The 16,191-nt window shown below is 56.0% G+C and carries 12 protein-coding genes; 5 read left to right on the top strand and 7 right to left on the bottom strand.

The genetic code is table 11. From position 1 onward, the window contains the following. Positions 1-43 precede the first annotated feature (43 nt). A complete protein-coding gene (locus BLW03_RS02765) occupies positions 44-355 on the bottom strand; it encodes a hypothetical protein (protein WP_074652242.1) in 312 nt (103 codons plus the stop codon). A 218-nt stretch (positions 356-573) separates the two neighbouring features. Next, positions 574-1,323 (bottom strand): hypothetical protein, encoded by a 750-nt coding sequence (locus BLW03_RS02760; protein ID WP_074652241.1) that lies wholly within the window; start codon positions 1,321-1,323, stop codon positions 574-576. 119 nt (positions 1,324-1,442) lie between these two features. Between BLW03_RS02760 and BLW03_RS21265 the strand changes: the two genes are divergently transcribed. Both BLW03_RS21265 and BLW03_RS02750 read left to right on the top strand, forming a co-directional pair. Next, on the top strand, positions 1,443-1,724 hold the full coding sequence (locus tag BLW03_RS21265) for a helix-turn-helix domain-containing protein (RefSeq protein WP_139285073.1): 282 nt from the start codon (positions 1,443-1,445) through the stop codon (positions 1,722-1,724). Between the two features lie 290 nt (positions 1,725-2,014). Continuing rightward, entirely contained in the window at positions 2,015-2,665 is a 651-nt protein-coding gene (locus BLW03_RS02750) for a hypothetical protein (protein WP_074652239.1), read from the top strand. A 703-nt stretch (positions 2,666-3,368) separates the two neighbouring features. Here BLW03_RS02750 and mobF read toward each other — a convergent pair. Genes mobF through BLW03_RS20275 form a run of 3 tightly spaced genes read right to left on the bottom strand, consistent with a single transcriptional unit; the run spans position 3,369 to position 8,500 of the window. Beyond that, entirely contained in the window at positions 3,369-6,128 is a 2,760-nt protein-coding gene (gene mobF / locus BLW03_RS02740; RefSeq protein WP_074652237.1) for a MobF family relaxase, read from the bottom strand. Positions 6,129-6,135: 7 nt separating this feature from the next. Next, complete coding sequence (locus BLW03_RS02735; protein ID WP_074652236.1) at positions 6,136-8,136, bottom strand: type IV secretion system DNA-binding domain-containing protein; 2,001 nt, start codon at positions 8,134-8,136, stop codon at positions 6,136-6,138. Beyond that, the gene (locus BLW03_RS20275) at positions 8,117-8,500 is read right to left on the bottom strand and encodes a plasmid mobilization protein (protein ID WP_074652235.1); all 384 of its coding nucleotides are present in this window, start codon (positions 8,498-8,500) and stop codon (positions 8,117-8,119) included. Before BLW03_RS20275 ends, BLW03_RS02735 begins: the two co-directional genes overlap by 20 nt. A gap of 244 nt (positions 8,501-8,744) precedes the next feature. Here BLW03_RS20275 and BLW03_RS21260 point away from each other — a divergent pair, with 244 nt between their 5' ends. Continuing rightward, entirely contained in the window at positions 8,745-9,023 is a 279-nt protein-coding gene (locus BLW03_RS21260; RefSeq protein ID WP_083350274.1) for an abortive infection family protein, read from the top strand. Positions 9,024-9,073: 50 nt separating this feature from the next. Here the strand turns inward: BLW03_RS21260 and BLW03_RS20270 are convergent, their stop codons facing one another. Together BLW03_RS20270 and BLW03_RS02710 are read right to left on the bottom strand one after the other, a co-directional pair. Continuing rightward, the gene (locus BLW03_RS20270) at positions 9,074-10,141 is read right to left on the bottom strand and encodes a hypothetical protein (RefSeq protein WP_139285072.1); all 1,068 of its coding nucleotides are present in this window, start codon (positions 10,139-10,141) and stop codon (positions 9,074-9,076) included. Positions 10,142-10,282: 141 nt separating this feature from the next. Beyond that, complete coding sequence (locus BLW03_RS02710; RefSeq protein ID WP_212733117.1) at positions 10,283-14,248, bottom strand: nSTAND3 domain-containing NTPase; 3,966 nt, start codon at positions 14,246-14,248, stop codon at positions 10,283-10,285. Between the two features lie 346 nt (positions 14,249-14,594). Between BLW03_RS02710 and BLW03_RS02700 the strand changes: the two genes are divergently transcribed. Together BLW03_RS02700 and BLW03_RS02695 are read left to right on the top strand one after the other, a co-directional pair. Beyond that, the gene (locus tag BLW03_RS02700) at positions 14,595-15,011 is read left to right on the top strand and encodes a very short patch repair endonuclease (RefSeq protein ID WP_074652229.1); all 417 of its coding nucleotides are present in this window, start codon (positions 14,595-14,597) and stop codon (positions 15,009-15,011) included. Continuing rightward, positions 15,008-16,165 carry a DNA cytosine methyltransferase gene (locus tag BLW03_RS02695; protein WP_074652228.1) on the top strand — a complete coding sequence of 386 codons (1,158 nt, stop codon included), beginning with the start codon at positions 15,008-15,010 and terminating at the stop codon, positions 16,163-16,165. Before BLW03_RS02700 ends, BLW03_RS02695 begins: the two co-directional genes overlap by 4 nt. The last annotated feature ends 26 nt before the right edge of the window (positions 16,166-16,191 follow it).

Here is a 16,191-nt window from a genome sequence, read left to right as displayed (position 1 = left end):
AAACGGACTGCAATCGCTTCTGGAAGCTCTCTTACGGACAGTTTCATGAGGGTTCCTCGGTGACAACCTTCTGTTGCTGATCCTTGATTTGTTTCGATCTCTTTTCGAGTGCTTGAATCGATCCGTGAACTCTGCGGCTCGTGGGCGCCAGATCTCCGCGGGCATCTTTATCAAGATGAATGACCCCGAAGAGAAGGCCACAGCTCAATTCAATCAGAACCTCTGTCGCATCATCAAACTCAACGGTGAGGTAGACGTGATCAGATCTTGGGTAGGGCTCTTCTAGAGCGAGCTGCTTTATCCGTTTCCCTGCGGCCTCATCAATGACCACTACAGCACGATTGCGGCTAGCCATCCTTGCCTTCCTCCCTCGATTTGATTCATAACGGAAGTGCCGTCATTAGCCGCGCGGTTGATGAATTCAAAGAGATCCACGTCAGGGCGGCGGCGACTTGGTCACCGCCCGGAGGCGACGTCCCTTCTTCGTTTGGATCGCGAGACCATCTTTAGCGGTCCCTCAACTGACAAGCCCGCACCTATAACGCTCCAGAGCAGCCCACTTCGTGATGGGTCTCAGAGAGACTTGTCCCTGTTTGGAAGCATCCCGCGAAGGGAGTCTTCGGCCGCGAGAGCATTGAATTCCTGTCTGGCAAAGAACCTCAACGCCGCATACAGATTCCGAATAAGCGCGCCCTCTTTCTTGAAGCCAACAGATCTGTCGGAGAGGTCAATCTTCTCGCTTCTGGCCCATGTATATGCCGCATCAACCATCAGTTGTCGTGCTCTCTCGCCGCTGATACCGTGTCGGGCACCTATTTCCCTGTGGGACTTCCTGTCGTGCACGGACTCCAACAACATCTTGTAAGCGCGAGCGAAACGCGCTCTATTTGCAAGCGTGTCCTTCCTCGATCGGTTTAGGAAGTGAGAGCCACACCAAAGAGAAGGAATCTTCCTTGGCAGTCGATGGGCATACTTTGCCCGAATGATGGCCATTGGAGAAGGACTTGATGGCACACCACAGATTCGGGAATGGTGCCGCCAGCGGTCGTATGCTCTGCGGTACATCTGACCGACACCGTCGGTGGAGGACACCCGCAAACCCAGGGAAGACGCCCAGGCTTCGGCGAGCATCTGCGGAGCCACGTCAACTGCTTTCGCGATGAGAATCAAATCTTTTTCGTAGATGGGTTGCTTCCCCGCAAGGTATCGGGCAAGGCATCGCTCGGCCGTCTCACCCAACCTCTCACTCAGTTCTTCGTGCGATACGTCCCCGCGCAGCATCTCGATCTGCAGGAGTAAGTGATGCCGATAATCCCATTTCATGCCAGACCTCCAGAGAAGAGAGCTGTTTGGAAACAAGGGCTTGCGTAGACGCACGAGGGTGCGCCGTCGCGGCTATAGTTGAACCGTGAGCGAACTCTCCAAGATCGTAGCAATAACTCTTGAATAGTTCAAGAGTAAATAGCGATGGGAACGGAGATTTGACGGACTGGATCTCCCAAGCCGAAGCTGCGCGCATCCGGGGAATATCCCAAGAGCGAATACGTCAGCTTGTCCAAAGTGGCCGACTCCAAAGTATGGAAGTGGCGGGCCGCAAGCTTGTGCGGCGTTCTGAAGTGGAAGCGTTCGTCGCGAACCCCAGCGGCAGGCCGCCGAAGGAAACCACCGGGAAGACAGATACAGCGAAGAAAGGCACAGCGAAGAGAACGCGAAGAACGTACTGAAGGACCGCGTTTGGCCATCTCGAAGCTGGAAACAGCACGTTGCAGAAGCTTCTTGGGCGGAGCATATCTAGCGAATACCCAGCGTTGCAGCAACTTCTTGGTCAGAGAACTCGCAAACGAACTACGCGCCCGTTGGGCACAGGAGATAGAGCTATCAGGCCACCTCGACAGGCCAGTTACTGCTAGGTGTCACGGTGATTGATTGTGTAGGATAGGCTGTCGATTTACAACTGTTACCAAGCGGTCAACCACGCCCCACTTTGAGCAAAACTCCTGCGGAGAACGTTCGAATGCCAACTTTGCATAAACCGGTCATCTCTAAGAGCACAAGGGAAGCGATTTATTTAGAGGAAAAAGCCAGGCTCCTGATAAGGGAAGAGTTGGCTGCAGAACAGAAATCAAAAGCAGCGCAACCATTGACTCTCTGGAGCTTTCTGAACTCCCAGTTCGCGTTGTTCCTCCTCGGAGCGATCTTTGTTTCAGGGTTGGGCGGCGCGATCACATACTGGAATCAAGCGCAACATGAGAAGGAAGCAAAGTATGAAAACGCTAGAAAACTTCTCGCAGAGTTCGACTTCCGCTTAAATGAACTCGATTTCCGGATCGGCAATATAGTGAGAGGTCCGCAAGCTGGTGTGGACATCCAGCGTACCTATGTATGGAGAGTCGCGCGCGGTGATCAAGCTTTTCAACCAGCGCTCCCGGACTACCGAAATGTCCATTGGGCAGGCTTGGCTATTCAGCTAGACACTTTGGGATTTGGCGTGGACACAGCGCAAGCTGTGCAAGCAGCTAGGGATTTAGAAAATGGCTACCCCGGATATACTCCGTCATTCTTGGCGATCCGGTCTGAAGAACTTCACAGATTCAGTGACACGGCGTGGAAGAAAGTATCCCCGCAAAAAATCAAAGAAAAGACTGCAAGCGCAAAGGTCAGGTAGCCATGGAGGAGGTTGCATCGCTCCTAAGCGAAGCAAGGCTCGCCCCTGGCGGTAGAATCCTGTTCCTTAGCACGTGTTTTTCAAAAAAGATTGACAATATCAATTCTTGGCTCATAGCATTCCGCACACCGGAGGTAACCCATGCTATTCGCAGTGTCGCTCCTTATCCTGTCGACCTTACAACCTATCGCTCAGCCTCTCAACACGTCGGGCCCACCGCAGCGCAACACTGATTGCGCGACTTGCGGCAATACACCCAGAGATCCAACAGAGCGCCAAGCACCGCTGCCGACGCCTCATCCTGAACCCACGCCGCCGCCGAGCCCGACACCTCCCCCTACTCCAACGCCGCCTCCGTCTCCCACGCCGCCGCAAAATTAGGAGTGGGAGCAGCAAGTACATGAATAGAACCCGGCGAGGCCAGTGCGGGAATCTGTCTGAGGCTTAAATCAGCAATTCCGTACTGGAGCTTGCCCTACGTTTGTAGGCTGGTGTCAAAGGCCTATCGGTCGTCGAACTGAGCTTGTATCCGTTTTGATCGCGTGTGTTGATAGACGTTCATCTTGGAAGAGGCGATGATCGGATCATCCACTACACAAGACGCACTCTTCGCCCACCGCAATCAAGGGCGCGACGATGTCTGGGATTTGCGGTGGGGATGAGGTTGAACTACTTGAGGCGACTGATCTCGATCTTTTCACTTCTAGTTCAAGCCGAAACTGTGTGATCTTTCCTGAGTCGAAGCCGGACGGGCTATCCCCTCCCATTCAGGAGTAGCCGATCCCTGGGATTCGTGAAGCGCCGTGGATTTGGTCAAGTTCCTACTCAGTTCCCGATCCATCGCCCGAGCATTATTCGTGTATATTTTGACGTCGAACTGAGCACGGGAGACGGACACGTAGGCCATGCGGCTATTCAACAACTCGCCGTGCGACTGCGAAGAGTCCACATGGATCAGTACACGGTCGGCTGTCTGTCCTTGACTGCTATGACTCGTCACCGCATACCCGTAGTCAAGATGCGGATGCTGTTTCGCAATGAAGGCTACCCTGCGTCCCGAATCCATCTTCAGTGTCAGGTTGCCATCTTTGTCAATCTTCTCCACCGTGCCGAGTTCGCGGTTCGCAAGCTTCTGTTCATGGAATGGTGCAGTCATCTGGATGCGGTCACCTTGGGCGAAGCTGCGTTCATGATCGCGATAGACTGTGACACCTTGTAGACGCCGGGGATCGTAGCTGAGTTCAACGCCGCCATGATGCTTCACCGTTACCGTGTTCGTCTCTCGGTTGGAACCGATAACGCGGGCATACTCTCCGGCTTGGATTCCGAGAGGCCTGCTTCCTTTCGCGTATCGGATGACATCGCCTTCTACATAGTTTTGCGCGTATTGCCGATCAGCACCTGTCATGTCTTGCCGCGCATGCAGCACATGGACGCGATACTCCTCGCCACTAACTTTGCCCTGCGCCTGCATCTCCGTATGGATGCGCTGATTGATCTCACGTCGAGATTCATTGTCCGGTGAAACAACCAACGTCTGCTCTGGAGAGCGTACGTATTCATGAGCGATCTCATCAATGCGCTCAGAGCGATCTTTGATCTCGATGACTCGGCCCTGCTGGTCGAGATTCCCGATCGCAGTGCGCACCTCACCGCGTGCAAGCTGTTCGACTACTTCTCTCAATGCCAGATCTTTCTGGCGAATAATCTGGTCGAGTTGTGCTGAGCGCAGACCAGCGTCCTGCAACTGCGCGTAAGGTCGACCGGCATCGACAGCCTCATGCTGTCTAGTGTCACCCACGAACAGCACGCGGTCCTCCGCCTTAAGCCGCTCGACGAAAGTGTGAAGCTGCTGGGTGCTAGCCATGCTGGATTCATCCACCACATAGAGCCGCTTCCGCCCATCCTCAGACGATTCGCCACGTGCGAGATGACGCTGTAAAGTTTGCGTCTCAATTCCAGATTCGGCCAGCTTCTGTGCAGCTCGCGAGGTTGGGGCGAGACCCTCGATTCGGAATCCTCCGCGTTCTGCAGCTTCTCGGACGGCTGTGAGAGATGTGGTCTTTCCAGCGCCCGCGACACCCTCCAACGCCATCATCTGATCACGATTGGTGAGGACTGCCTCGACCGCATCCCGCTGGCTTACGCTCAGATGCCGATGTTCTTGCATGACCTGTTGGCGGATGTTGCCGTCGACTAGGACCTCGCGTGTGCCTTGTCCCTCCTTCATGCGCTCAATAAGTTCGCCCTCGTACCGCTGCATCTCGCGCGTGGTGTATGCGCGTGATGCGGATCCAGCCCTGCCCTCCAGCTCAATCAGATTTCCAGCCGTTACACGTCTATCGAACTCAGAGCGGACCTCTGGCAAACGAGCTTCGCCCATCGTGTGTTTGAGCGCGTCACGGATCAGAGAGCGCTCATCCACAACCGCTTCACGCTCCATGCCACGCTCGCGTGCATAGCTCATCCCCTCATGAGCCGCACGTTGAGCTTCCTCCGGTATCAGCACGGTTCCCGCGCGATGCGCGGCTTCATGCAACACGCGCTGCGGTTGCTGGCCATGTTCTGCAGCCATTACCCGATGCTGGGTTCGCACCTCATCATGAGACAGCGGTTGCTTCGCATCGCGGGTTTGGTGTGCCGCGATCTGTGCGGCTCCTGCACCACTGCGCCCGGCAGCCTCCAAGTGTTCTTGGATTTGTTTGCGGCGTGGACTCGACGCTTCTAGATATTCACGTGAGTAGCCCTTAATTTCCGGTTGCCCATGTTCGCCGCGTTCGATTTCGTAGCCAAGCTCCTGGAGATGTGCTGCCAGCTCCGAGCGATACACCGCAGTGGCATACTGCTGGGTTTTGTAAAGCTCTTGGGGTTGCAATGCGCGGGCGTTGCCGTCAGCTGCTTCCGTTACGTTGAAGACGACGGCGTGTGTGTGGAGCTGCGGCGCTGCATAACCATCAACCGGGCGGCTGCTATCGTGTTCAAATTTGGCGACGGCCCACGCGCCTGTCGTCTGCGCGGGCGCATTGCCACCGATCCGAGCCTGCACGTAATTCTCCATCTCATTGAGGGCAGTTCGCACGCTTTCTCGATGTGCTTCGCGGACGCGAACATCGCCACCGACCAATGCGGTCAGTGATACTGACTTCGGGGCGCTGAAAGTCGCATCCCAACCTGCTCGGTGTTCCATGGATTGCACCTTGTCGCCGCGCTCGTTCTGGTATTCGCGTGGTGTCTGGTGACGCACAAGCTGCTCGCCGCTTACGGGATGTTGACCTTCCGAAAGGAAGGCGAACTGTTGTTCCTGCACCTCGCCTGACAGTCCCCATTGCTCCGCGAGCTTACCCTGCCACTCGCCACGCACACGTTCGCCATCGGTGTAGTAGTTCTCTTTGGCATTGGAGAATTCCTCACGGTGATACGCCTGCGCCTGGCCTGAGCTGATCGGTTTGGAGAGGGTGACCATGGCCGCCTCACTCGAAGTATGGATGCTGCTCGTTCAGTTCTGCCTGAGAGTGGGCCGTCGATACCCTCCGTGGCGCTGTTCGTCGTGGGACCGGCTGTGCGGTCTGTTCCTGATCGACAACCGATCCATGCGTTGACTCTGCCTGAGCCGTCTTGATCTTCCGCTCTACAAACTTTTCAGTGTGGTTCGGCAGCTCGATATAAGGAAAACGCATTTGCACGACGAGGTTGCCGTGCTTGAGGAAACCGTGCAATGGAGCGAGGCCACCAACCTCGGATGCCATCACAAGGGGCTCACGTGTGATGTCACGCTGTTCACTCTCGCGTCCACGAGGAAACATACTCTTCGTGCGTGATTCGCGAAAACGTTCGACTTCGACCTCCCCAATGGCTTTCGATATCCATTCCGAAGCGTTCGGCTCGCTCGTCTTCAAGAAGATCTTCGTAGCAGGCTGGCTCAGCATTGCCTCGGCGACATGTCCATAGATCGCCTCCACCTGCGCCTTCCCCTGAAAGCCCATGACAATCGGATTATCTGACTTACGGTTTTCGGTCACCGCCGTTTTCAGTTGAGGCAGGTGCTGCAAGCTGGCCAACTCGTCGAGGACGAACCAGGTCTTGCGCCGGGTATTGTCGTCGTTCATCATCCGGAGCACGAGGAGATCAAGCCACAAACTCACCAGTGGCCGCATGCGCTCGCGCATCGTTGGCTTCGATGTGATGAAGACCCAGCCTTTACGCTCTTTGGCCCATTCAACGGTGCTCCACCGTTGCCTAGTCTCGCGCTCTGGAGGAAGCAGCTTGAACGCATCCGCGACCATGTTCAGTGATCCAAGCACACCACTCCGCTGGTTCGCAGCCCCACGGTCGATCATGGCCGCCATCTCCGTGCCTTCGATTCGTTTGTCGATCTCCTCGGCGTTACTCATCCAGTACGTGAGTTCTTGCGGTGTCGGCCTGAGGTTGATCAAGTGCGCGAAGATCTTGCGCGGAGCTTCGACGAAGAAGCGGTTTTCACGGCCCTGGTCAGGAAACAGGCTGACTGCCAGTGTCAGGGCCTCGGCTTCGTGCGGAACTTCGTCGCCGGGCATCCAGAACGGGCATCTTGCATCGAGCGGGTTCAGAATCACGTCGCCGCGCGCAGCGTTGTAGAACTGGGGCAGGTACTCCATCGCAGGGTCGTACACGATGGCTGCCTCACCCCGATCGGAAACTTGGCTAAGGACTTGCCGTATAGCCGCGCTCTTACCAGTGCCGCTGTCACCCACGATCAGGAAGTGCATAGCCTCGCGATCACGCGGAATTCGCGCCCAGCGACTCCGAGCTTTACGGAAGAGTTTGTCGTACCAACCGATCTCTTCGTTAATGAACGCAACGCCATCGGGCGGTCGCAACCCTAGGGTCTTGGCTTTGCCGAGCTTTCTATTGAACTCAGCTGTCGTGACGAGTTCCGGTCCGCGTAGACGGCGACCATGTTTCCAAATCGTTCGCCGTTGCCGGTCTTGCCGAACTCCCACGATTAGGGATAGTGCAAAAAACATGGCAGTCGCATAGAACGGCTTCTGGCAAGCCTCCCAGGCTTCGTGATTCGCATAGATGGCTTCACTCATCACCCGGTGCAGCGTCCTGTCTCTGAAGATGCCGGTTACCCAGGTGAGCCGGGAGATCCCGTTCCTCACTCCTTCGGCCGTGAGTCGATAGCCCGGCCTGCCGTTGTCATCCGAAGCTTGCTCGATTTCATTACCCAGCACGAGCCGCTGTTGCCCCTTGGCGATCACGGCCTCGAGCAGCACGTATTTGCTCGACGATGTCGCTGAGGCCTCACCCAGCATTCCGCTCTTCAGGTAGTCCGAAAGATAGAGGCGCTCTGCCGCTGTCCAGCTCTGTTCGTACTGCACGGTGATTGCCGCAGCGAAGAACAGGAACGACAGCAGGATCGCCGTCAGGGTCCATACCGGTGTCCTGCTTGGCCACGCTTTTGAATACTTCTTACGTCCCCAATCCGCCATCCTCTGATACCTCCTCCGGCTGGGTCTCCGACGGGATCGCATGAACGGCCTGCAGGCGTTCGCGCGCCCGTGCCAACTTTGTCGCATCTGCTCGCTCGATCAACCCACGAAGCTCGGCTTCGGTAAGCGGGTCGCGACCTGCGCGAAATTGGAGATTCAGAAACAGAGATCGGATCGCGAGCAGTTCCGCCAAGATCAGTTCGCTGCCAAAATCAGCGGACGGCTCCGCCGAGGAGGCAAGCAGGGCGGCTCGCACCCACTCGCTCAAAGTGAGACCGTCTGCACGTGCACGTTCGTCGAGCACGGCAAACTCAGCCTCGCTGACTTTCGTTCCAACGGACTTCGTACGGACGGGCGGCTTCATCGGACACCGTCCATGCCGGGGAGGACCTGGAGGCCACATAAGAATTCTGCGCTGCTCAGGTTCGCGCAACGTGGCCGGAAGCGGGCTAAAGGGCTGGAGCTCATAGCGTTCCCCATCAGCAACCTGCGTTCGGCTCTAAGAATAGCGTTTTTATTGAGGATTTTCTATTGAACGAGTCTTTTCAACGAGTTCCCAGACGGTAACCGCAGGTTACCCTGCAGCTCCCATTCTGGGGTGACGTGTCATGCCTAAACCCCATGCGCAAGCATGGTCTGAAAGAGCGGCGCGGGGGTTTGATCCGTTTCCTCAGTCAAGCGGAGTCGTTGAAGCCAATAAGACCGTCTCCATGGCTCTGGCGACTCTGATTAATGGGCTCGCCGAGCTTCGGAATCTACATGGAACCGGACATGGCAAGGCAGCAGGTGGTGGTGAAATTGGCGCCAGACAGGCCAGGCTTGTTGTTGGCGCTGCTTCAACTCTTTGCGTCTGTTTGTCAGATACTCATGCGGAGATCATGCCTTAGCTTGTTTCGGACTCCGCTTCTCACCCGAGTCCGATGTGAATAGGACTTGATTAGAGCTTAGCCAATACCCTCGGCCCTTGTTGCATCTCGATGACCTCACCTACATACCCGGACCTGTCCGGTTGATCGTAGTAGGGGTAGCGAAATCCCACACCCTGTTCTTCGAGGATGCGGGAAGGATTCTGGCCTAAGTAGACGCGCCAAGTGATGGGCTTGAGGCGCGAACCGGCAAAGAACTGCATCCTGGCAAAGAACCCGTCTCGATTGAACTCTGCGGTCAGGATGTGATTCCACTGACGTAGCCGTGCTTCCTCGGGAACGAGCTCCGGCATGATCACGTCGTCGACAGTTTTTACGGGAGGTTTCCCGGTTCCCTGATAGATGAATCGCTTGACTTCGTCAAACTCCGTTTCGAAACCAGAAAAGTGGAACCTTGCCAGAACGAAATGAAATGCGATCTTCGCCATGGCCTGTAGATACGGCAATGAGATCGGCGCGTCCATCCGGGCCTCAAGCTCCTGGCCAGGCATGACATCCATCGGCGCATCCCCCATCGTTTCCAGCGCGGACCCCAATATGCTTTGCAACTCCGGCTCCTCGGCATCACCCGCAATGCAGACCACCAACTGCCATCCCTTCCATTCTCCCGCCCAGCGGGCGAGATCTTGGGCGATCAATCCGGGACGGATAGCCATGTGCTGCAGGGTTCCATCCGGTTTGCGGAATACCAACTGGTGCAGTAGGAACGCTTCATCGCTTGACGTGGGTTGCCATAGCAGCTCGTGTTGCAAAGCTGGGTGCAGTCCTTTGACCGTCAACGGCGGCAGGCCCAGAGTGGGTTCGACAAAAATGTTCTTGCCCTCATGGCTGCGACGGCCCTTGAAGTCGAGAATGCTTCGGAAGAACGCTTCAGTACTATTGCGAAGAAACACTTCCTCCGGCTTCGAAAACCGGCGCTGGCATTCGTTACAGATATAGTCCTTCAGCCGGAGATCGTTGTTGAAATTGCCGAATCCGGCAGGAAGATAATGTTCTTTGGGATGCAGCCGAGAACTTCCGGAACAGAGTCCTGCGGGCGAGGTATAAACGCAACGGTTGTGAGGGTTGATCTTCTTCATAACGCCCCAATGTTACTCTTACTCGCTAGTTGTGCGACCGTCCTCAAGGACTATACCGCTTCGTAACCAGATCATTCTTGCCTCGCCGATTTAGTCTCTGCTCAGCATTCTTGGCCTGCAGCTACAACCAGCCTAAGAGCCCTATTGGGATGGTTTCATGAATACAAAGATTTCTCTGCACACCTCTGGAGACGCGAGATCTGAAAGAGCCTCATCATCAGTCCAAGCAATCTCTCCTCCCATCGCCCACGTGAGAGCCGGGTGGTCGGTGGGTAACAATGTTGCCAACGATTCAGCGACCTCGGTGTTTCGCTTAGAGACGTAGCGAATGAGCAGCAAGATCAACGCTTTTCGTGTCTGGCTGACTGCCAATGCATGCGCCGCAACGCGAACCGCTTCCAGGCTTCCTTCGCAGGCCAACACGTTAGTCAGTCGCACCGCGACTGAAGCGTTCTGTGACAGAAGGACGGCTGGAGAAATTTGCGCAATGACTTCAGGCGCGATCGTTCCCGAAAGCTGCCAGAGCGACAATGCCGCATCACGTTTCATACCGACTCTCCCTGGCTGAGTCGCGAGATCGAATAATAACTGTTGACCTTCCACCTGACACTCGGTAGCCAGAACCTCAAAGATTCCTCGTCGCACCTGACGATCATTGGTCTCTTGGGAAGACACCATGAAGTCCTCCACTATCTGGCCGCCGAATGGTCCGTATTTCCCCAAGGCATCGACGGCGAGTTGGGCAACAGGGTGTTCCCCCTGCTCCCCCAGATATCTGGACCGCTCAGTGTACTTATCCCCAATGAGACGCATGACGGTTGGAAGGTGTGATGGATGGACTCGTTCTCCGAGCAATTTTGCCAGGGCCTTCCTGACACCGCTTCCTTTATCGTTCGACATCTCCAAAAGAACATCAGGTAATGGCAGGTCTGCATGCTCTCCCAACGCAACGAGAGCAACTCGTTTGACCTTGGCGAACTTATGATTCAACAGGGGAGTCAGCAAATCCCACTGGCTCTCTCGGGCGAGAGCTTGCGCTCCCTCTGCCGCGACCACATCATCAGTATCATGCTCCAGAAGCCACTGGACGTCCTTCAGCCAACTCTCGTCGGATGGGTTACCAAGAGACGCTGCCAAGCGGCGTATGTCCTCCGTTCTGGGTTCGACAGTCTGAATGAGAGTGCACGCAGCCTCGTTAAGCGCCTGCCTACGGCCTTTCAAGTGCTCGTAGTATGCGGATCCGAGCTCAGAGTGCGGTGCTGACAGCGTGGAAATCGCGGCGATCATCGCCGGATCATGATCGGACTGTGGTCTTTGCCGCCTTTCCGCCAAGTGAGCGAGGTCGAGGGCGATCTCGACGAGACGAGAGTTCCGTCCCGCGAGATCAAGTCTGCCGACGACCTCCTTAAAAGTCTCGAGGTCTTTCTCTACAAGGCAGGCTGTTGCCTCGAGTCGAACCAGGGCGAATTCGCTGCCCTCTTCGACTCGCATGGTGAGCGGCGCTCGGTAACGCTCCTCCCACACTTCTCGTTGCAAGATCCAGAATTCAGCTTCGTCCTTCGTGCCGCGCGAACACGCGAGTGCTCCGTCGAGTTCTGCCGGATCGAAGGAGATAGCTGTTCTCTGAGCATCATCGTCTTCTTCACGCCGAAATCTCGGCGTTGCCGCACGAACGAGATCAAGTAGCCAGTAGCGCAAGAGGGTTTCTATGTGACGGTGCCCTGCTAGACGCTGCCAGTCTCCCGCCGAACGAACGCGGACGGTGTAGGCTTCCAAAAATTGAGCGGCTGTATATCCATCCTCGTTGCTATCGCAAAGGTGGTCCGCATATTCCTCGTTGTATTCACAATTCGCGAGCGCAAGATTGATCCCTCGATTTTCAGCGTTCTGTTCGGCCGTGGGGATCAGAGCTTGGACGGCCTCATCTACCACCCGCTCGAAGCCTTCAAGGTCCTCCAGAGCTCCCTCTGCAATCGCGTCATCGGACCGCATCACGCCACAGCTCACGATGCTGTGGGCAGCATCGAGGAACGCTAGCGTGATTTCCGGGACAAGGCGGGTGACATCACGCCCGAAATCGGTGCGATACCAGTCGTGTTCCCATGGCAACACCTCGCGCACAAACCGCTCGACGAGCGGTCTCGTCGATGGTGCAGTGCGGTGAAGCTCATACCATTCATTGCTCTTATCTGGCCGCTCCCACGTATCGAGCGCGAAGCTTCGTGTTCGTTCTCCGCGATGGAGGAGATAACGAGCAATTTCTGCTTGGTGGCTTGCCACGGAGCCAGCGGCAGCCGCTAGTTGAAGATCGTCAACAAACTTCCTCTCGGGCTCGGCGAAAAGGCTGTGAAGCCATGCGTCGATCACGCTGATAGACTGCTGATCCAAACGAACGCGGATATCCGTCTTCCGTGGAATTGAAGCGAGGAGGTGCGCGGCCATCCCAGCCCCCTTGGTTGGGCCGTCATCACCCGAAAGGACCCAGCACTCGATGAGAGTCCTAAGGCCTTGTGCGGAGAGCAATCTTCCCTGGGCAAGAGCTTGCTCGATTCCCGCCTCGACGCGTGGATGGTAATACGTGACGATATCTTCGTTTTGACGGAGATTGCGTGCGGCAATGAAAAATTGGACCAGTGGCGCAACGCCCCGGACCATCTGGGGATTGCGGATCGCAAGCTCCTCTTCCAACTGTCGAAGATTTGAGAGGGAGAGTCTCCCTGAGATCTTAAGTACCGCCCAGACCACGGCGGCTGCCAAGACATCGCTACGCGCGGCGATTTGATCCACGACCGTCTGTTCAATGGAATTCTGGTGAGCGGATCGTATGGCCTCGGTAATCAGAAGATCACTGTTGCCGTACCGCACACTATCAAGCGTGGGAACAGCATCGAAATATTTCTGGATTTCGAGAGGGGTCTTCAATTCCTTGAGAACTCTGATTTGGGCTTTGCCTACCGGAATCCTCATATTCCACGGCAACGCACGAATCCGCGACGTGTAGAGCTGCTCCCTCTCCACGTCGCCATAGTCCTCTGCTTCGAGAGGTACGACCCAACGGTTCACGACTTTGAGAACGTTCGCGGAATCCGCGACGTCTTTCCGGGTGGTGGCAACGAACATCCGATCATGCGTTGCACGAGCAAATGCTTTCGCGAGTTCGTCGTTCCACTCGCGGCTCTCGGGCTCAAAGCGGAACTTTCCCCATGGGTCGGAAATGTCGTAGAGCACCGGACGTTCGGTCCGGTCTGCTGCAAGTTCGGAGGGCCCTCGAGTAATCAACACTCGCTTCAATGCTGGGATCTCGGCGCGCAGCTCCTCGTAGAGCTTCTGCGTTGCCATTGTCTTTCCGGTTCCCGATTGTCCCATGATGAGTGCCGCATGATTGGTGCTCATCGCTCGGCGCAAATCTTGCCAGTTTGTGGGCTTTACGTAATCGGCCAGCTCAGGTGAACTGGCAAGATAGCCGTCATGCCGACAGATCACACTTTCGATCTCCTCGCGACGCCAACGTCCCCCACCTGCACCCGACATGCGGGCGCGGGCCTCCTCTCGGAGCGCCTGGCGGCAGGCTTCCCAGTCTGCGGCCGGAACCCGAGCATACTCCACCAAAATTTCTTTGATATCGGTGGCCAAACGTTCGAAGTCCTCGTTGGCGATAACCGCTACGCGTCCAGCGGAACCCTCAGGCAACGCACTGGCTATCGACACAGACATATTCGCAGGATTCGGCCATGCACCAGGCTTTCTCACCTGTAGCCCTCGTGCTTCACCATTGAGGCCTGCGCTCGTCACCAAGAGATAACGAACGTCGGCATCTGCAAGGCGTGTCGCGGCAGAAGGCCGTGAAGGGCCGCCATGTTCCAAGAGTGCTTTGATTGCCGGTGCAGTCCACGCATCTCCCGTCCGGAGCTTTGCCTGGACGACAAGCCGCATGTTCTTGATCTGCAAGACACTCGTAGCGCGACCTGGTTCCGCTTCTTCGAGTTCCGCCTCAAGATCCTCATGGCTTGCCGGTTCGAGAGTGACTTCATGGCCGAGCTTGTTCGCAACCAACAGATCGAGAGCGAGCCAGACGGACACATCGACCTGATACTCATAGCCAACCAAGCCATCTCCCCCACCCCTCTGAGGTGACACATTCCTTTGCTGCACCTCACTCATCACTCGACTCTCCCACAGATGGTTCTCTTGTGCCCATACAATACGGATTCGCCTCTCTCGTAGCTCGTTACTGAGCCAGGGCAATCGTCTTAAAACGATTCCTTATTGATACCCAAACTATAGCGATTCATCGATACCAGAATGAGTCGTCAGCTTCGTCGAGGGGTAACAGCATCATCGCGAAGTCGAAGGCAAGAAAGGTCCGTCGCGAGGCTCTGAGGGGCGTAAGGTTTCAACACGTCACGCGGACGCACTGTTCTGCATATCTTGAGCGGATCAACATCTAAAAAACATGGCCGATACCCTCACCGAGACAGAGCGCAGCCAGAGAATGGCCCTCATCCATGGAAAGGACACTGGCCCCGAACTCGCCGTTCGAAAGATGATCTACGGCATGGGGTACCGGTACCGACTTCATGACAAACGGATTCCCGGGAAGCCCGACCTTGTGTTCGTCGGTCGGAAGAAGGCAATTTTTGTTCACGGCTGCTTTTGGCATCGCCACCCGGATATAACGTGCAAGTTGGCCCGTATGCCAAAGAGCCGACTGGATTTTTGGGGTCCCAAGCTGGAGAGGAATCGGCAAAGGGATGAGCAAGTCGCTAGGGAACTGGCAGAACAGGGTTGGCAAGCCTTGACGATTTGGGAGTGCCAACTTACCGCTATGCCCAGCGTCGCCGAAACGGTAAGATCGTTTCTGGACAGATGAAATCGATAGAGCTATTCGCGGGTGCGGGAGGGCTGGGAATTGGCCTCCACGAAGCGGGCTTCAGGCCCGTCAACGTTATTGAGCGTGATCTCTACTGCTGCGACACCATTCGGCAGAATCAAAGCCTCAAAGTGGAAGCCGTCAAAGACTGGGATGTTCTCCGCTGTGACGTTCGCACGATCGACTTCAAAGAGTATGAGGGGAAGCTCGACCTCGTTTCGGGAGGGCCACCTTGCCAGCCATTTTCTGTCGGTGGCAAGCACCAGGCCTACAACGATAGCCGTGACATGTTCCCAGAGGCCGTGCGAGCGGTCCGTGAAGCTAGACCGAAAGCATTCGTTTTTGAAAATGTTAAGGGCCTTACCCGGACGACGTTTCGCAATTACTACGAGTACATCAAGCTCCAGATGGAACATCCTACCATTGCTCGAAAAAAAGGCGAGTGCTGGATGGATCACCTCGCCCGCTTGGAAAGACACCACACGAGCGGAAAACGAGAAGATCTCCACTACAAGGTAGTTGCTCAGGTCTTGAACTCCGCAAATTTCGGCATCCCCCAACGCCGTGAGCGGGTCTTCTTTGTAGGTTTCCGGGATGATCTAAAAATTTCCTGGAGTTTCCCCCAGGAGACGCACTCTCTTGACGCTCTTGCTTGGGAGCAGGTCATGGAGTCAACGTACTGGGAACGGAACCGCGTATCTAAGGGGGCTCGCCATGTGTCACTGCGGATGTTGGAGAGAGCCCGAGGCATTGAGGAGAAGCCTTCGACCTCAGCGTGGCGTACAGTTAGAGACGCTCTCGTCGGCCTACCTGATCCGGAGAAATCTCCGCGGCAGGCGGCGGAAATCTGGAATCATCAGTTTCAGCCAGGAGCCAAGGCATACCCTGGTCACACTGGTAGCCCGTTGGACGAGCCGGCGAAGACATTGAAGGCGGGTGTTCATGGTGTACCTGGTGGCGAGAACATGCTCGCTCGTCCGGATGGCTCGGTTCGCTACTTCTCGGTGAGAGAAAGTGCTCGGCTTCAGACGTTCCCCGATAACTACGTCTTCCATGGCTCATGGAGCGAAGCAATGCGCCAGCTCGGGAACGCGGTACCCGTGGAGCTTGCTCACTGCGTGGGTAGCGCTGTCATGGAGAAGCTGAACGTATGAGCACGCCCCAATCGCAGCCCTACAAT

Source organism: Terriglobus roseus, from assembly GCF_900105625.1.
In the GTDB taxonomy this organism is placed as follows: domain Bacteria; phylum Acidobacteriota; class Terriglobia; order Terriglobales; family Acidobacteriaceae; genus Terriglobus; species Terriglobus roseus_B.
The sequence above is the reverse complement of the archived record's forward strand: the minus strand, read 5'-3'. Positions and strand labels throughout refer to the sequence as shown.